This is a genomic window from Devosia rhodophyticola (assembly GCF_028816475.1).
Lineage (GTDB): Bacteria > Pseudomonadota > Alphaproteobacteria > Rhizobiales > Devosiaceae > Devosia > Devosia rhodophyticola.
In genome coordinates, this window is the sequence record NZ_CP118247.1 from 1,729,061 (window position 1) to 1,744,856 (window position 15,796).

The window sequence follows — 15,796 nt, forward strand, 5'->3', positions numbered from 1 at the left end:
TGTATTCCTTACATATCAGCCTTTGACGGCACCCGCGGTGAGGCCCTGCACCAAGAATTTTTGGATAAAGATGAAGAACAGGCAACTTGGAATGAGCGCCAAGACGCTGGCTGCCATCATCTGCCCCCAATCGACGGAGAACTTGGAGATAAAATTCAACAGCCCCACCGGGAATGTCATCGCGTCATTCTTGCTGATCAGCATCAGTGCAAAGAGCAATTCTGACCAGGCTGCGGTGAAGACGAAGCCGAGCGTTGCCGCAAGGCCAGGCAGGGTGAGTGGGAAAATAATCTTGCGCAGTGCCTCGAAGCGGGTGCAGCCGTCCATCATACCCGCCTCTTCAAGGTCCTTGGGGATCCCGTCGAAAAACGATTGCATCAGGAAGGTGGCGAAGGGGATGTTAAAGGCGGTGTAGACCGCGATGAGGCTGAAAAGTGAGTTGAGCAGACCGAGCTTGCTGACGACGGTGTAGATTGGCGCGATCAAAATGAGCAGCGGGAACATTTGCGTCAGCAGCATGGCAAAAACGATGATGCCCTTGCCGCGAAACTGGAAGCGCGACAATGCATAACCTGAGGCAGCAGCGATCAGTGTGACGATGGCTGCCGTACTTAGCGAAACGATGACCGAATTGGCGAAGTAGAACATGAAGTTGGTCTTGAGGATTACACTCTCAAAATTATCAAGCGTCGCACGGCTTGGCCAAAGCGAGACCCCTTCGGTGTAGAGCAGGTCTCCGGGCGTGACAGCAATCTTGACCAGCCAGAATATCGGAAAAAGCGCAAAAGCAAGATAAGCCATGAGCGCTAGATAGTGGGCGACAGAACCGGCGCGACTGGTGAGCGTGGCGTTCATCGGCGGCCCCTAAATTTTCACGAGAGTCTGGCGCATCCGTAAAAGGATGCCAGCGTACAACAAGAGCAGAAGAAGTAGCACCACCGAGATCGCGGACGCGTATCCGAAGTCGAGCTTTCGGAAGGCAGTGGTAAAAATGTAGGTTGGTAGAATTTGGGTGGAATTCGCGGGTCCGCCCCCCGTCATGATGTAGACCAAGTCGGCAAAATTGGCCACCCAGATGGTGCGCAACAGCACGGTAATGGCGATCATCGGCGCCAAGAACGGCAAGGTAATTTTGGTAAAGCTCTGCCACACAGAGGCCCCATCCATTGCCCCTGCCTCATAGAGTTCATCGGGAATGGACTGGAGTGCTGCCAACAGCGTTACCGCAAAGAACGGCACGCCAAACCAGACATTGGCAATGACTGGTCCCCACATGGCGTTCTGCGGATCTGCCAACAGATTGTCGGGTTGCTCGAACAGGCCCAGCGCCACCATCCAATGCGAAATTGGACCAATAATGGGGTTGAACAGCCACGCCCAGGTAAGTCCGGTCAAGAAACCAGGCACAGCCCAAGGCAATAGTACGAGGGCCTGAACAATACGGCGGCCGAAGAATGGTCGGTTGAGGAGCAGCGCCAGCCCGAGGCCGAGGAAAAACTGCAGCGACACCGAACTGACAGCCCAAAACAGGGTGTTGCGCGCTGCACCCCAGAATCGCTTGTCATCGATGAGCGCCTCGAAATTGGTCAGTCCGGTCCAAGAAGGCCCCGTCGAACTGATTAATGTGTAGTTCTGAAAGGCGAATGATATGCCGATGACCAGCGGCACGAACATAATGAGCGCGATCAGGATGATTGCGGGGCCAAGATAGAGGTAAGGCTCGAAAACGGCCCCAATCCAATTCTGAAAACGCCCCGGGATAATTCCCGGGGCCCGCCGTGCAGTGGTGCTCACTGATTGGCCTTCCACTTCGCGTATTCGGCAGTCAGAATTCCGGCCCATTCATCGGCCAGGTCCTGCGCGGTACGTTGACCAAGCAGGGCTTCCTGCGACGTTTCTGGGACGGTCACGCTGGCAAATTCAGAGAAGCCTGCCAGATAAGTCGGCATGATAGTTGGCACGTAATTTGAGTTGTTGAGCTCTTCAAACCAACCCTTGAACTGTTCGGTTGCATAGAATGGGTCTTTGTCGGCCCCGGTGTGAATCGGCAGAACGCCGACCCGCTTGGCGAATATGGCATTGCTTTCTGGACTGGACAGCGACGCAATCAGTGCGAAGGCCTCGTCCTTGTGTTCGGATGCGTTGAAAATCGACCAACCGGAATAACCGATGGTGGGGAACGCTTTGCCGGACGGACCCGTTGGCATTGGTGCAACGGCGAAATCTTCGGCAGGCATCCGTTCGGAAACGGCGATCAGCGCATCGGGATCCTGATCAAGAAAGGCACACGTGCCTGAATAAAAACCAGCGACAATTTCGTTAAAGCCCCAAGTCACAGCATCCTTGGGTGCATAGCCTTTCTGGTATAGATCAAGCAGGAACTGAATGCCTTTGACGGAGCCCGGCTCGTTAATGCGGCTCTTACCGTCGGCGGTGAAAAACTCGTTGGTGCCATTCTCGACTGCGGCCATCATGATCCAGCCGTTGGTGCCACCGACCCCACCACGCAGGCAGTAGCCATACTTGCCGGGAAGAGCAGAAACCTTTTTCGATGCTTCCATGAATTCGTCCATGGTTGCGGGTGGCGCTGTTACACCGGCCTCAGCCAGCAATTTTTTATTGTAGAACATGGCCCGCAGATAGAACCCGTATGGGATCATATATGTCTTGCCATCGACCAGCGTTGCCATGTCGATCGTCTTTTGAGTCAAGGTTTTGGCCCCATCCCATGTGGGTAAATAGGTTTCCAGATCAACGAGTTGACCGGACCCACCATACTGGGCGACCCAAGTATCGGGCATTTCGATAACGTCGGGAATATCCCCGCCTGCGACCATGGTCGCAACTTTTTCGAAGGCCTGCCCCCAGGGCAGCGACGTGATCTCGACAGTGACGCCTGGATTGGAGGCTTCAAATGTGCCGATCATCTGCTTCAGCGTTTCTGTCCGCTCCGGGCTGGTAATTACTTCGACCAGCTTGAGCGTGGTTTCGGCCATGGTCGCGGTTGCGCTGAGCATAACACTCAGGGCAACCACGCCGACGGATACCATCAGTTTTCTCATAGTCTGTTTCCTTCCCTATTGGTCTTTGCCCTCTCCCCTCAGAGACGGCTCTTGCTAAGTGCCTGTGCGATATCGGCCCAAAGTTCTTCAACATTTTCCAAACCAACGCTCAGCCGAACCAGGTTCTCGGAAACACCAAACTCATCAAGCGAGTTACGTTCCGATTTCTGCTGCAAACCGGCCTTGGTAGGAAACATTATGGTTTCAAATCCGCCCCAACTAACGCCCAATCGAACAATTTCGAAAGCGTTGCAAAAGCTGCGGATGTCGCCTTTTTCGCTCAACTCGAACGACAGCAGTCCCGAGCTGCCATGCAGGGTGGGCGTTGAACCGGCCTTGGCGAAATTGACCTTTTGGATCAAGGCGTGATTGGCCAAACGCTCGGCTATGAGCGCTGCCGATTTACCGTGGCGTTCCATGCGCAGATCAAGTGTGCGCAGGCCACGCACCAGCAACCAGGCATCGAGCGGCCCCAGCTTGGCACCAAACAGCGGCACGATCGTATTGATCACGGTCTGCATGGCGGCATGCGAACCCGAAACGACACCAGCGACTGTGTCGGAATGACCTGAAATATATTTGGAGGCTGAGTGCACCACGAGGTCGATGCCGTGCCTCAAAGGCAATTGATTGACCGGGGTAGCCCAGGAATTGTCAATCATGGTTTTGGCGCCGTGCGCCTTGGCGTGCGCCACCACCTTGGTGATATCGACAACATCAAAGGTAACGCTGACCGGACTTTCCAGCACCACCAACTTAACCCCGTCATAAATGGACGGGTTATTTTCAAGCTCGGCGGCTGAATGGTAGGTGGTGGTGACGCCGAACGCCGTCATCACCCGCTCCAGAAGCCGGTAGGTGTCGGGATAAATGTTGCGCACGCAAATGATACGGTCACTTTGCTTGACAACTGACAGGATCGCTCCAGCAACGGCGGCAATACCGGAAGCAAAACCGGCAGCGCAATCTGCGCCCTCCGCCTTGGCGAACAGGCGCTCAAACTCACGCACCGTGGGATTGTCGATGCGGCTATAGAACGGGTGATCAATTTCCTCGCGGAAACGGGAGACCAGTTCGTCATAAGATTTGAAGGTAAACAACGATGTTTGATAGATGGGCGGGACGGGTGAGCCCATCTCGTTGGGATAACACTCCGCCATCGCGGTCGCTAGCGAAATGGGCAGGTCGGTGGTGGACCGGCAATCTGTATTCATTTGATGGTTTGCCTTACTTCTTCTTCAACAAGATCGATGATGGCCTCGATGGCGTGGACCGCGCGGTCCGGGTCGCCTGCCAAAACCGCGTCGCATAGTTCACCATGCAGCGCGAACGAGGACATACCAATGTCGTCCTGTCCGAACGGGACCCTGTAGATGCGATGGAAAGCACCATCGAGTTCGCGAATAAGCTGGCCAAACAGCGGATTACCCGAAGCATCATAAATGGCGATGTGGAAGGCCGCGTCCGCATTGCGCCATGGCCGTCCAGAATCGAGCGTCTGCATCAACAGATCATATTTTTCTCGGATCAGATTGCGCTGTGCCTCGGTGGCGTGCAGCGCGGCCTCACGCATTACTGCCACTTCTAGTGCGCGGCGAACTTGGGTGGTACGCAGCAGCGCCACGCCCTCCAACTGCAAATTGAAGGGAACGTTAAAGGTGTGCGAATTCACCTCAGCAACCAGATAAGTCCCCGCGCCCTTGCGGCGGCGGACGATGCCAAGGCTTTCCCAGCCCCTTAGCGCTTCGCGAATGGTGGAACGGCTGACCTGCAGACGCTCGGCCAAAGTCGTTTCGGACGGGATAAGGTCTCCAACGAGCAGCCCTGCCTGCTCGATCATGGTCGCAAGCGCATCCAGAACCGCGGTATTTCGAGTTTGATTGATTATGGGCTTGAGAAATGACGCGGCTTCAGCTGAAGCGCGCTTGTCACCTTGGCGATCGCCAGCGTTTTTGCTCGAACGACTTCCCACCTAAAACTCACTCCTCCAGTCCTGAAGATCGTACCTGTAGGTTATCAGTTGTCGGACAGGTTGTATATGCAATGGTAATGACTTTTTTGAGTTGGCCCGGACTGAGGCCAATTCGAGGTAACGCCATCATTCTGCTGAAATATGGCGCTGCTCTTCAAGGCCACACTCCCTGTTCGGTTCACAGCGCCCGCTTGTCGACGAAACAGTAAAGCCCGTTCCCCGCTGTCGATTACTTCTGTCATACCCAGTTTGTGCTGCGACCGGCCGTCAGTTCATTGACCTTTTCAACAATGCTTTTCGTATCAATTCCGAAGTGTCGGTAGAGGTCCGCAATCGTCCCGGTTTGCCCAAAATGTTCGACTCCCAGTGGAATTGTTCGGTGTCCCTGCACAGAACCGAGCCAGGCCAGTGTCGCGGGATGACCGTCGATGACGGTTACCAATCGGCAATGTTGTGGCAATTGCTGCATGAGACGCTCGACATGGCCGATTGCTCCACGATTGCCGCGCGTGCGAGCGCGTTGCGCGGCTGTCCATCCGGCGTTCAGTCTGTCGGCCGAGGTCACCGCCAGTACACCGATATCGCGACGATGCTCCGCCAGCAGCCCCGCTGCCTGAATGGCCTCCGGCGCAACGGCGCCCTGATAGACAATCGCCACGTCACAGTTGGGGCCAGGCTGGCGAAGCCAATATGCCCCGTCGATTACGCCTTGCCGCCAATCTTGGGTGGAACGAGGCTCAGGTTGTTCGATTGGATTGGTCGATAGCCGCAAATAGATTGCCCCCCGGTCTCGTCTCGCAACCAGGTGCGCTCGTCCGGAACGTCCTCCCCGCTTCGTTGCACGTAGCCGAAGGCCCATTCCATGATGACGGCCAGCTCATCGGCAAATGCAGGCTCAAACGCTGCCAAGCCGTCCTGGCTCATTCCAATTAACGGCGTGCCTATAGATTGGTGCGCGCCGCCTTCAGGGGCCAGAGTAACGCCCGACGGCGTTCCGGCAACGATGAAGCGCGCCCCTTGATAACAGGCGTAGTTGAGTGCATCCAAACCACGGGCGACGAAGGGGTCGTAAAGCGTGCCAACAGGGATCAGGCGCTTGCCAAACAGCGAATGAGCCAAGCCTGCTGCGCCCAAAAGCAGAAACAGGTTCATCTCGGCAATACCAAGTTCGATATGCTGCCCCTGGGGTGTAAACTCCCATTTTGCAGTTGAAGGAATACGGTGTTCAATGAAGGCATCTGCACGCGGGGCGCGTGCAAATAGCTTACGCCGGTTCACCCAGGGGCCGAGGTTGGTTGTTCCTGTCACATCAGGAGAGGTTGTCACGATACGTTCCGCGAGTGGACTATTGCCCTTCGACAGTCCATCGAGGATCTTGCCGAAGGCCATCTGCGTCGAAATCTCACGTTCGGGATCAAGCTTTATAGGCGGCACCGGCAAAGTGTCATCAACATAGCGCCTGCGGCCTTTTGCAAAGAAGGGAACCTGATCCAGGTACGCTTGCAGTGCAATTTTGTCGTCGACAGCTGCAAACTTGTCCCACTCCTGCCCTTCGGGCACTCCAAGGTGCTTTTGCCATTCAGCCATCTGGGCTTTGGTCATAAGCCCACCATGGTTGTCCTTGTGGCCAGCAATGGGCGTGCCCCAGCCCTTGATGGTATAGGCGAGAAAGCAGGTTGGGCGATCATCAGTCACGCTCGCAAACACCTCGGACAGCGTCGTCACGCAGTTCCCACCAAGGTTTTCCATCAGGGCCGCAAGTTCTGCGTCAGATCGTTTGCCGATCAGCGCGCTTACCGGCCCCTGATCACCGAGCTCCTCTTCCAACCGCTTCCGCCAAACCGCGCCGCCTTGATAGGTCAGCGCTGCATATTGCTGGTTCGGGCAGGCGTCGATCCAGTCGCGCAGGGCAATGCCGCCCTCTTCCTTAAACGCGGCGCGCTGCAGAACGCCATGCTTAACCCGAATGACATGCCAGCCGAAGGCTTCAAAGATTTTTTCAATCCGCCCGAACAGGCCCTCGTGCACAACACCATCTAGTGACTGACGGTTATAATCTATGACCCACCAGCAGTTGCGCAGATCGTTCTTCCAGCCTTCTTGCAGCGCCTCGTAAACATTGCCTTCGTCCAGTTCGGCATCGCCGACCAGCGCCACGTGCCGACCGAGCAGTAAATCGCGTCCCCAGTCTTTGGTCTGGATATAATCCTGAATGATTGATCCGAATGCGGTGATCGCCACGCCCAGCCCCACGGACCCCGTGGAGTAATCGACATCGCTTATGTCCTTGGTGCGACTAGGGTAGCTCTGGACACCGCCAAATCCGCGAAAGTTCTGCATTTTTTCAAGAGTCTGATTGCCCATCAGATATTGCATGGCGTGAAAGATCGGCGAGGCATGAGGTTTGACCGCAACGCGATCCTCTGGACGCAATGCAGAAAAATATAACGCCGTCATGATTGACACCATCGAGGCCGAACTCGCCTGATGGCCACCAATTTTGATGCCGTCCACTTTGGGGCGGATGTGATTGGCGGAATGGATCATCCAGTGCGAGAGCCATAGAAGGCGCGCTTCGATAGTTTTGAGATGGAACGCGTCGTCGTGGGTCATGAAAAAGTCCTGCAGAGAGACGTTGTCTCGCATAACTATATCAACGACATCACACATGTTTTCGTTCTTTTTCGCTCGATTTTGTTGATTTTTTGGTTATTTATATCAAAAAAATTGGAGTTTGTGATGATTGCGACTAAGTTTGATCCGCACGACATAGCCATCCTCCGGCTTTTGCAGCGCGAAGGCCGGATATCGATCAACGACCTTGCCGAGAGGGTCGGCCTTAGCCCCAGCCCGGTTGCACGGCGCCTCCGCATTCTGGAGGAAGCGGGCATTGTCACAGGCTATGCCGCGCTAATTGACGAGGCGGCCCTTGGCTACGAGTTTTCGGTGTTTGTATCGGTCAAGCTCGACCGGCAGGTCGATGACGCTCTGGCGCGGTTTGAATCCGCTATACGGAGCTTTCCTGAGGTCGTCGATTGCTGGCTGATGACGGGAAATCGCGACTATTTATTGCGGGTAGCTACCCGTGGGCTCGCCGACTTTGAGCGCTTTCTGACGGGCACCTTCACCAAAATCCCGGGCGTGGCCTCAATCGAAAGCTCAATACCGCTACGCAGGGTAAAAGCCGGGCTGGCACGCACTCTTGATAGCTAGAAACCGAATGAACAACGTTCAACGCAAGTTGCTGCGCACGTTGGCGCCAGGGACGTGAGAAATTGTCTGCGTTGAGCAACACTGGTTTTTACATGCCTGTGTTTAAACTCTCTGTCCACCTTTGCCGCTCGCACGCGCGGGTAAACCGCAAGAAAGCTGCCTGCATGGGGCTGAGTCGCGTGCACCTGCCAATGGGCTGCGCGATGGATCATCCAGGCGCTCGGATTAGTTGTGTGCGTCCAGTTTCCCCTAAAGACTGCGCTGCATATGAACGATATCGAGCCATTGGTCGAATTTTAGCCCCAGACCGGTGTGCAGGCCGATGTGGCTGAAGCCGAATTTTTCGTGCAGGCGAATGGAGGATTGGGTGCCGGCGGTGATCACGGCGATCATTTGTTTGAATCCATAAGCCTGGCTCTGGGCGATCAGCTCGGCCAGCATGGTGCCGCCAAGGCCCTTGCCGACGGCGTCGGGATGCAGATAAAGCGAATCCTCGCAGGTAAAACGGTAGGCGGGGCGGGGGCGGTAGGTCGAGGCATAGGCGTAGCCCAAAACCTTGTCGTCTTGCTGCGCCACGATCACTGGATGGCCCTGCGCCAGCATGGCCCCGAACTTGGTCGCCATCTTTGCTTCACTGGGGGCTTCGGTATCAAAGGTGACGACCGAGGTTTCCACATAGTGGCGGTAAATGCCGGTGATGGCGGGAATGTCACGCCAGGCAAATGGGCGCAGGATCGTTTCAGACACGGTGCTACTCTCAAAAAATAGTGCGGGCCGCGGTCCTTTTAGACCGCGGCCCGATTATCCGTCCAACCAAATCCTTGATCAGCTGATCAAGGCCGGGATCAACGTCCTGTCTTAGTTGCGATTGCCGAACAGGCGCAACATCATCAGGAACAGGTTGATGAAGTCCAGATAGAGCGACAGGGCGCCCATGATTGCATTCTTGGCCATGACGTCGGCGCCGTGGCTTTCCGAATAGCTTTCCTTGATCTTCTGGGTATCATAGGCGGTCAGCCCGACAAAGATCAAAACGCCAACCACCGAGATGATGAAGCCCATCAGACCCGAGGGGAAGAACATGTTGACCACAGAAGCAATGATCAGCCCGATCAGGCCCATCATCAGGAACGAACCGAGCTGGGTCAGGTCGCGCTTGGTGGTGTAGCCGTAAAGGCTCATCGCGCCGAAGGTTGCGGCGGTGATGAAGAACACTTTGGCAATGGATGCGCCGGTGTAGACCAGAAAGATCGACGACAGCGACAGGCCCATGACGGCCGCAAATGCCCAGAACACCATCTGTGCGGTGCCGGCGCTCATCTTGTTGATGCCAAAACTGAGCACCATCACGAAAGCGAGCGGCGACAGCATGACGACAAACTGCAGCGGGCTGCCATAAAGCAGCGCCCCGAGTTGGGTCACATAGGTGCCGTTGGCGAGCTGGCCGACGGCGTTATCAGCCGTGCCGATTGCCATCGAGTTGACGAAATAGGCGACGACGCCGGTAACGATCAGCCCGATGCCCATATAATTGTAAACGCGCAGCATGTAGCTGCGAAGACCCTCGTCAATAGCCGCGGCCGAGCCGGCCCGCGTATTGAGGGTCTGACGGTCATATTCAGCCATGAGTAATGTCCCTTTCCCATCAAACTGTTGCGGAAACTTTTGCCCGCCGGAGGCGTCGTTTGCGCGCCACTTGCCAACAATATGGATGCATGATCACCGCTTTACAAGTCGGATCGCTCGGGTGTGACGATAAGGGACTGGGCGTTTTGGCGGATTGTGTTAGCGTCGGGCTATCGAATCGCGCAGTTTCTTGAAGAGGAGGGCGCCATGCCCCGGCTCTTTACCGGTCTTGAAGTGCCGACGGATATCGGCTTCGCGCTGTCACTCAAGCGGGGTGGCCTGCAGGGCGCACGCTGGCTCGATCCGGAAAATTATCACATCACCCTGCGCTTTATCGGCGACGTCGACAATGGCACCGCCAACGAGGTGGCTGACAGTCTGGACCGGCTGACAAGTTCGGCGGCTTTTTCGATAAAACTCAATCACCTGGGCGCTTTTGGCGGCGACAAACCGCGGGCGCTCTACGCCGGGATGGAAGGTAATGAGGCGCTTTTGCGGCTGCAGGCAGCGCAAGAGCGGATATTGCAGCGGGCGGGTCTTACCCCCGAGGGGCGCAAATTTGTGCCCCATGTTGCCCTGGCCCGGTTGCGCGGGGCTACGGCTGGCGATCTGGCGCGGTTCATGGCCATGGCTGGACGGTTCGAGCCATTGAGTTTTGCGGTACCGCGCTTCGTGTTGTTTTCGAGCCGCGATTCGGTGGGGGGCGGACCGTATCTGATCGAGCAGAGCTACGCCTTGAGCGAATTTGTGGCCTGAAGCCGCTCACGCAACTGTTAGCGAAAATTTAACTCTAGGAGCGCAAACCCGAAAAACGGTCTGTGTCCCGCCAAATTGCTGTCACCTTTGACGCCCATTTGCGTGGCTATTAGTTCAAATGTGGCGGCCTTTGACTCCTTGGTAACCATGTTCTGGTCATGCTAGCGGGCGGCAAACCAGAATGTTGGGCCCACTCGAATAAAAGGATGGAATACAATGACGATCAAAAACCTTGGCCCCCTAATTGGTCTGGCAGTCGGCGGTTTCCTGGCCTTGGCCCCCCACGCTATGGCGCAAGAAGCGGTTGCTCTGGGCGAGTTCAATGCATGGGAAGCCTGGCAAGGCAATGATACCAGCGGCATGACCTGCTATATTTCGGGTGTGCCCCAATCCAGCCTGCCAGCCGGGGCTAATCGGGATCCGATCCATTTCATCATCATTCACCGCAAGGCGATGGGCATCAAGAACGAGGTCCAGACGATCATCGGCTATCCGTTCAGCACCACCAAAGCCAACGCCAGCGCCACCATTGACGGCAAATCCTATCCGATGGTGACCGAAGGCTCGGCCGCATGGCTTGCCTCGACCGCTGATGAGGGTGGTTTTGTGACCGCCTTCAAGGCTGGCAGCAAGCTGGTCGTCAAGGGCACCAGCCAGCGCGGCACCACCACCACGGATACCTATTCGCTCTCCGGGGCAACTGCGGCGATGAATGCCATTGATGCGGCGTGCAAATAAAAGCCTTTCGGTGATTGCTCGCGGCGGCCAAACCGCCTATCCGGGTTGGGGCGCGGTTAAATCGTGGCGCCCGGCCCCCTTTTGAGAACGAGGCTTACCGATGAAATTCCGCTCGCTTCTGGCGTTTAGTCTTGTTTTGGCGATGTCGCAGGCAGCTAGTGCCGAAACAGTCCGCCTTTTGGGTGACTACCGGGACTGGTCGGCCTATGCCTCGACCGACACCACCAACAAGGTGTGCTTTGCCATGAGCAAGCCCAAGACGGTGGAACCCCAGCCCAATGGCTACACCCAGGCGCAGATTTACGTTGCGCATCGCCCGAGCGAAAATGTCACCAATGAATTCAATCTGGTGGCGGGCTTTGACTTCGCTCCGGACAGCAAAGCAACGGTCTCGATTGGTGGGCAGAGTTTTTCCCTGTTCACGCAAAAAGACGCGGCCTGGCTCGATGATGCCGGCCAGAGCGCCAATCTGGCCGGGGCCATTCGCGCCGGTTCAACCCTTGTGATTGAGGGTACATCAGCGGGCGGCATCAAGATCAAGGAAACCTATTCGCTTTCGGGCGCGACCGCGGCGTCGCAGGCGATTGCCGGTGAGTGCTGAAGTGCTTCTGGCATAGCTGGTAAGCACAGCGTTACTTTGCCTAAGTCTGCCCGATATGGTATTGGCCGCGCCATTCCCCTGGTTCCGGACATTTGGCCCCATGAGCTTTGCGCTTGATCTTGACCATTCGACTGCCGTGCGCCCCACAGCGCCCGGGCGGCCTTCGCTTATCGGATTGAGCAAGCTGCAGCTGGCGGCGGCCCTGGCTGGCGTTGGCATTGCCGAAAAAGAAAGCCGGATGCGGGCCAGCCAGTTGTGGAACTGGCTCTATGTCAATGGCGTCACCGATTTCGACAGGATGAGCAATATTGCCAAGCCGGTGCGCCAGCTGTTGGCCAATCAGTTCATTCTGGATCGGCCCGAGATTGTTTCAGAGCAGATTTCATCCGATGGCACGCGCAAGTGGCTGTTCCGGTTTCGGGATCCGGCCAATCCGCGCCTGCCCCCCGTCGAGGTGGAAACCGTCTATATTCCCGAAGCGGATCGGGGCACGCTTTGCGTGTCCTCGCAGGTTGGCTGCACGCTGACCTGCACTTTTTGCCATACCGGCACGCAAAAGCTGGTGCGCAATCTGAGCGCAGGCGAAATTTTGGGACAGATATTGATGGCCCGTGAGCGGTTGGGGGATTTTCCCGGCGGCAGCCGTCCGGCAGATGGCGGCCTTGTGCCGGGTGGCGATAGCCGCGCCATTACCAATGCGGTGATGATGGGCATGGGCGAGCCGCTCTACAATTATGAAAACGTCAAGCAGGCGCTGCTGATTGCGTCTGCCGGTGACGGGATGAGCCTTTCCAAGCGCCGCATCACGCTGTCGACCTCGGGCGTTGTGCCCTTAATCGAGCCGACGGGTCGGGAAATCGACGTGATGCTGGCGATTTCGCTGCATGCGGTCAATGATGATCTGCGCGATGTGCTGGTGCCGATCAACAAGAAATATCCACTGGCCGAATTGCTTGAGGCCTGCCGCAATTATCCGGGCCTGTCGAACGCGCGGCGCATTACCTTTGAATATGTGATGCTCGATGGCATCAATGACAGCGATGCGGATGCGCGCGAACTGGTGCGGCTTTTGGCGGGCATTCCGGCCAAGATCAATCTGATCCCATTCAATCCCTGGCCCGGCACCAATTATGGCTGCTCGCCGTCGTCGCGGATCGAGCGCTTTGCCGATATCGTCAACAAGGCCGGTTATGCCAGCCCGGTGCGCACCCCGCGCGGTCGCGATATATTTGCCGCCTGCGGCCAACTCAAGTCTGAAAGCGAACGGCTGAGCAAGAAGGATCGCGACGCGCTGGTTGGTTAAAACTCCTTGGCTTGGTTCATGGACCATGGTTGCATGTCCATGGTGGCAACAAGCATTGGCGGGGGTCGATCCATGCCCATTTCCTATCGACGCATCGGCGCCGATGATACGGCCCTTTTGGCCGGTGTTGCCGACGGGGTCTTTGACGAACCAATCGATCCGAAGCGGCTCAAAACCTATCTTGGGACGCCGGGCAATCTGATGGTTCTGGCCTTTGATGGCGATCTGGTGGTCGGGCAATGCGTTGGTGTGGTGCATCACCATCCCGACAAGGTCAGCGAACTTTATGTCGATGAGGTGGGCACCGCGGATGCCTATTTGCGGCAGGGGATCGCGCGCGCCTTGATGGCTGAATTGTTCCGTTGGGGTCGCGAAACGGGCTGCGCCGAGGCGTGGCTCGGGACCGAAGTGGATAATGAGGCGGCCAAGGGTCTTTATCGTGCCCTTGGTGGGACGGAAGACACGATCAAATATTACGAGTTCAAACTTTAGCGCCGTCCCTCGGCCAAAAGGATGGTCGCGGCAAAGGCGATGAAGACGGCGGCAAAGCTCCAGTTGAGCGCGCGGCCGACCCATTGTTTTTCCCGCAATATCTTGGTCAGCCATTCGGCGGCCAGCACCACGGCAATGACAATCGGCAGCGAAACGGTGACAAATTCGACGCCCAGAAACAGCAGTTTGCCTGAAGCATCCGAATCATGGGCGGACACGAACTGGGGCAGGAAGGTCACGAAAAACAGCGCTACCTTGGGATTGGTCAAATTGATGCCAAGGCCGGTCATATAGCTATGGGCCATGCGCGGCGGCTTGCCGGCCCGCCGGTTGAGCGTCAGGGTCGTGCCGGAGCGGATGGCCTGAATGGCCAGCCAGATCAGATAGAGTGCCCCAACGATCTTGAGCGCCCAAAAGGCGGCAGGCGCGGCAACAATCAGCACCGAAATGCCAAAGGCAACGAGCGCGGTATGCACCGCAATGCCCGAGATTGCCCCAAATACTGTGGCGAAGCCGTGCAGGCGGCCATAATTCATGGTGCGCGAAATAAATAACGCCATATCGGGGCCGGGAGTGACTGCCAGCAACAGGGCGGCAAGGGCAAAGGTCAGGACGACCGGCAGGTCAGGCACAAAGGCGGGCATTCAAATCCACTCAAAACCAAAAATCTTGAGCCGGACAATTGCACGCGCCCTGCGGCTTGAATAGGGTGCGGCCAAATTTGCCCGGCGGACGGGCCATCGAGCATGGGTTTGCAATGACAAAAGACATCAAAAAAGTAGTGCTGGCCTATTCGGGCGGTCTGGATACTTCGATCATCCTGAAATGGTTGCAGGAAACCTATGATTGCGAAGTGGTGACCTTTACCGCTGATCTCGGGCAGGGCGAAGAGCTGGAGCCAGCGCGCAAGAAGGCCGAAATGATGGGGATCAAGGATATCCGCATCGAAGATTTGCGCGAGGAATTCGTTGCCGATTTCGTCTTTCCGATGTTTCGCGCCAATACGGTTTATGAGGGCGAATATCTGCTCGGCACCTCGATTGCGCGGCCATTGATCGCCAAGCGGCTGGTGGAAATTGCCCACGAGACTGGCGCCGATGCGGTGTCGCATGGCTCGACCGGCAAGGGCAACGACCAGGTTCGGTACGAGCTTGCGGTCAACGCACTCGATCCAGGCCTCAAGGTCATCGCGCCCTGGCGGGAATGGGATTTGCAGTCGCGCAACAAGCTCATTGAATATGCCGAAAAGAATCAGATCCCCATTGCCAAGGACAAGCGGGGGGAAGCCCCGTTCTCGGTCGATGCCAATCTGTTGCACACTTCATCGGAAGGCAAAGTGCTCGAAAATCCCGGTGAGGTTGCGCCGGATTATGTCTATCAGCGCACCGTCAATCCCGAGGATGCCCCCAACACTCCTGAAACTCTCACCATTGGCTTTGAAAAAGGCGATGCGGTTTCGGTCAATGGGGTCAAGCTTTCGCCCGCCATGTTGCTGACCAAGCTTAACGAACTGGGCGGCAAGCACGGCGTTGGGCGGCTCGATCTGGTAGAAAACCGGTTTATCGGCATGAAGTCGCGCGGCGTCTATGAAACCCCGGGCGGCACGGTGTTGCTGGCTGCCCATCGCGGCATTGAATCGATCACGCTGGATCGGGGCGCGGCGCATCTCAAGGATGAGATCATGCCCAAATATGCCGAGCTGATCTATAATGGCTTCTGGTATAGCCCGGATCGGGAAATGCTGCAGGCGCTGATCGACAAGAGCCAGGAACTGGTCACCGGCGAGGTGACGCTCAGGCTCTACAAGGGTTCGGTCAATGTGATTGCCCGCACCTCGCCATTCTCGCTCTATTCGGAAGATCTGGTGACCTTTGAAGAGGGATCGGGCACCTATGATCATCACGATGCCGAAGGCTTCATCAAGTTGCAGGGTTTGCGGCTCAAGACCTATGCGGCGCGCGCCCGGCTGATGGCCCAGCGCAACTAAGGATTTCGGGACGGCCCCGGCTTTGGGCCGTCCGTTTTCGTACTAA

The 15,796-nt window shown here is 56.7% G+C and carries 15 protein-coding genes and 1 pseudogene; 7 read left to right on the forward strand and 9 right to left on the reverse strand.

The window, feature by feature from the left end; genetic code table 11:
• Positions 1 to 15: 15 nt before the first annotated feature.
• The 6 genes and pseudogenes from PSQ90_RS08510 to PSQ90_RS08535 form a co-directional block, all read right to left on the reverse strand.
• The gene (locus PSQ90_RS08510) at positions 16 to 855 is read right to left on the reverse strand and encodes a carbohydrate ABC transporter permease (RefSeq protein ID WP_282212956.1); all 840 of its coding nucleotides are present in this window, start codon (positions 853 to 855) and stop codon (positions 16 to 18) included.
• Positions 856 to 864: 9 nt separating this feature from the next.
• Positions 865 to 1,842, reverse strand: a complete 978-nt coding sequence (locus PSQ90_RS08515; RefSeq protein WP_407648190.1) for a carbohydrate ABC transporter permease — start codon at positions 1,840 to 1,842, stop codon at positions 865 to 867.
• Positions 1,791 to 3,062 (reverse strand): ABC transporter substrate-binding protein, encoded by a 1,272-nt coding sequence (locus tag PSQ90_RS08520; RefSeq protein WP_282212957.1) that lies wholly within the window; start codon positions 3,060 to 3,062, stop codon positions 1,791 to 1,793. The genes PSQ90_RS08515 and PSQ90_RS08520 overlap by 52 nt, the downstream gene beginning before the upstream one ends.
• A gap of 38 nt (positions 3,063 to 3,100) precedes the next feature.
• Entirely contained in the window at positions 3,101 to 4,276 is a 1,176-nt protein-coding gene (locus tag PSQ90_RS08525; protein WP_282212958.1) for a PLP-dependent transferase, read from the reverse strand.
• Positions 4,273 to 5,034 (reverse strand): FadR/GntR family transcriptional regulator, encoded by a 762-nt coding sequence (locus tag PSQ90_RS08530; RefSeq protein WP_282212959.1) that lies wholly within the window; start codon positions 5,032 to 5,034, stop codon positions 4,273 to 4,275. The genes PSQ90_RS08525 and PSQ90_RS08530 overlap by 4 nt, the downstream gene beginning before the upstream one ends.
• Before the next feature lie 238 nt (positions 5,035 to 5,272).
• A pseudogene (locus PSQ90_RS08535) lies at positions 5,273 to 7,647 on the reverse strand (transketolase-like TK C-terminal-containing protein).
• Positions 7,648 to 7,773: 126 nt separating this feature from the next.
• On the opposite strand from PSQ90_RS08535, the gene PSQ90_RS08540 reads away from it, so the two are divergent.
• Entirely contained in the window at positions 7,774 to 8,247 is a 474-nt protein-coding gene (locus tag PSQ90_RS08540; protein WP_282212960.1) for an Lrp/AsnC family transcriptional regulator, read from the forward strand.
• Between the two features lie 249 nt (positions 8,248 to 8,496).
• On the opposite strand, the gene PSQ90_RS08545 is transcribed toward PSQ90_RS08540, so the two are convergent.
• Together PSQ90_RS08545 and PSQ90_RS08550 are read right to left on the reverse strand one after the other, a co-directional pair.
• Positions 8,497 to 8,994: a GNAT family N-acetyltransferase gene (locus tag PSQ90_RS08545; protein ID WP_282209922.1), complete on the reverse strand. Its 498-nt coding sequence runs from the start codon at positions 8,992 to 8,994 to the stop codon at positions 8,497 to 8,499.
• A gap of 111 nt (positions 8,995 to 9,105) precedes the next feature.
• Positions 9,106 to 9,873 carry a Bax inhibitor-1/YccA family protein gene (locus PSQ90_RS08550; RefSeq protein WP_282209923.1) on the reverse strand — a complete coding sequence of 256 codons (768 nt, stop codon included), beginning with the start codon at positions 9,871 to 9,873 and terminating at the stop codon, positions 9,106 to 9,108.
• 207 nt (positions 9,874 to 10,080) lie between these two features.
• On the opposite strand from PSQ90_RS08550, the gene thpR reads away from it, so the two are divergent.
• The 5 genes from thpR (at position 10,081) to PSQ90_RS08575 (ending at position 13,763) form a co-directional block, all read left to right on the forward strand.
• Complete coding sequence (gene thpR / locus PSQ90_RS08555; protein WP_282209924.1) at positions 10,081 to 10,629, forward strand: RNA 2',3'-cyclic phosphodiesterase; 549 nt, start codon at positions 10,081 to 10,083, stop codon at positions 10,627 to 10,629.
• A gap of 216 nt (positions 10,630 to 10,845) precedes the next feature.
• Entirely contained in the window at positions 10,846 to 11,367 is a 522-nt protein-coding gene (locus PSQ90_RS08560; RefSeq protein WP_282209925.1) for an invasion associated locus B family protein, read from the forward strand.
• 100 nt (positions 11,368 to 11,467) lie between these two features.
• The gene (locus tag PSQ90_RS08565) at positions 11,468 to 11,968 is read left to right on the forward strand and encodes an invasion associated locus B family protein (RefSeq protein ID WP_282209926.1); all 501 of its coding nucleotides are present in this window, start codon (positions 11,468 to 11,470) and stop codon (positions 11,966 to 11,968) included.
• Between the two features lie 100 nt (positions 11,969 to 12,068).
• Positions 12,069 to 13,271 carry a 23S rRNA (adenine(2503)-C(2))-methyltransferase RlmN gene (gene rlmN / locus PSQ90_RS08570; protein WP_282209927.1) on the forward strand — a complete coding sequence of 401 codons (1,203 nt, stop codon included), beginning with the start codon at positions 12,069 to 12,071 and terminating at the stop codon, positions 13,269 to 13,271.
• Between the two features lie 72 nt (positions 13,272 to 13,343).
• Positions 13,344 to 13,763, forward strand: a complete 420-nt coding sequence (locus PSQ90_RS08575; protein WP_282209928.1) for a GNAT family N-acetyltransferase — start codon at positions 13,344 to 13,346, stop codon at positions 13,761 to 13,763.
• Here the strand turns inward: PSQ90_RS08575 and PSQ90_RS08580 are convergent.
• Positions 13,760 to 14,407 carry a LysE family translocator gene (locus PSQ90_RS08580; RefSeq protein ID WP_282209929.1) on the reverse strand — a complete coding sequence of 216 codons (648 nt, stop codon included), beginning with the start codon at positions 14,405 to 14,407 and terminating at the stop codon, positions 13,760 to 13,762. The two genes, PSQ90_RS08575 and PSQ90_RS08580, sit on opposite strands and share 4 nt — an antisense overlap.
• Before the next feature lie 113 nt (positions 14,408 to 14,520).
• On the opposite strand from PSQ90_RS08580, the gene PSQ90_RS08585 reads away from it, so the two are divergent.
• A complete protein-coding gene (locus PSQ90_RS08585; RefSeq protein ID WP_282209930.1) occupies positions 14,521 to 15,750 on the forward strand; it encodes an argininosuccinate synthase in 1,230 nt (409 codons plus the stop codon).
• Positions 15,751 to 15,796 lie beyond the last annotated feature (46 nt).

Bases quoted from the DNA above. Each gene is read 5' to 3' on its own strand.
- PSQ90_RS08510 (WP_282212956.1), bottom strand. From the start codon at position 855: ATGAACGCCACGCTCACCAGTCGCGCCGGTTCTGTCGCCCACTATCTA.
- PSQ90_RS08515 (WP_407648190.1), bottom strand. From the start codon at position 1,842: ATGGGCCGGAATTCTGACTGCCGAATACGCGAAGTGGAAGGCCAATCA.
- PSQ90_RS08520 (WP_282212957.1), bottom strand. From the start codon at position 3,062: ATGAGAAAACTGATGGTATCCGTCGGCGTGGTTGCCCTGAGTGTTATG.
- PSQ90_RS08525 (WP_282212958.1), bottom strand. From the start codon at position 4,276: ATGAATACAGATTGCCGGTCCACCACCGACCTGCCCATTTCGCTAGCG.
- PSQ90_RS08540 (WP_282212960.1), top strand. From the start codon at position 7,774: ATGATTGCGACTAAGTTTGATCCGCACGACATAGCCATCCTCCGGCTT.
- PSQ90_RS08550 (WP_282209923.1), bottom strand. From the start codon at position 9,873: ATGGCTGAATATGACCGTCAGACCCTCAATACGCGGGCCGGCTCGGCC.
- thpR (WP_282209924.1), top strand. From the start codon at position 10,081: ATGCCCCGGCTCTTTACCGGTCTTGAAGTGCCGACGGATATCGGCTTC.
- PSQ90_RS08560 (WP_282209925.1), top strand. From the start codon at position 10,846: ATGACGATCAAAAACCTTGGCCCCCTAATTGGTCTGGCAGTCGGCGGT.
- PSQ90_RS08565 (WP_282209926.1), top strand. From the start codon at position 11,468: ATGAAATTCCGCTCGCTTCTGGCGTTTAGTCTTGTTTTGGCGATGTCG.
- rlmN (WP_282209927.1), top strand. From the start codon at position 12,069: ATGAGCTTTGCGCTTGATCTTGACCATTCGACTGCCGTGCGCCCCACA.
- PSQ90_RS08575 (WP_282209928.1), top strand. From the start codon at position 13,344: ATGCCCATTTCCTATCGACGCATCGGCGCCGATGATACGGCCCTTTTG.
- PSQ90_RS08580 (WP_282209929.1), bottom strand. From the start codon at position 14,407: ATGCCCGCCTTTGTGCCTGACCTGCCGGTCGTCCTGACCTTTGCCCTT.
- PSQ90_RS08585 (WP_282209930.1), top strand. From the start codon at position 14,521: ATGACAAAAGACATCAAAAAAGTAGTGCTGGCCTATTCGGGCGGTCTG.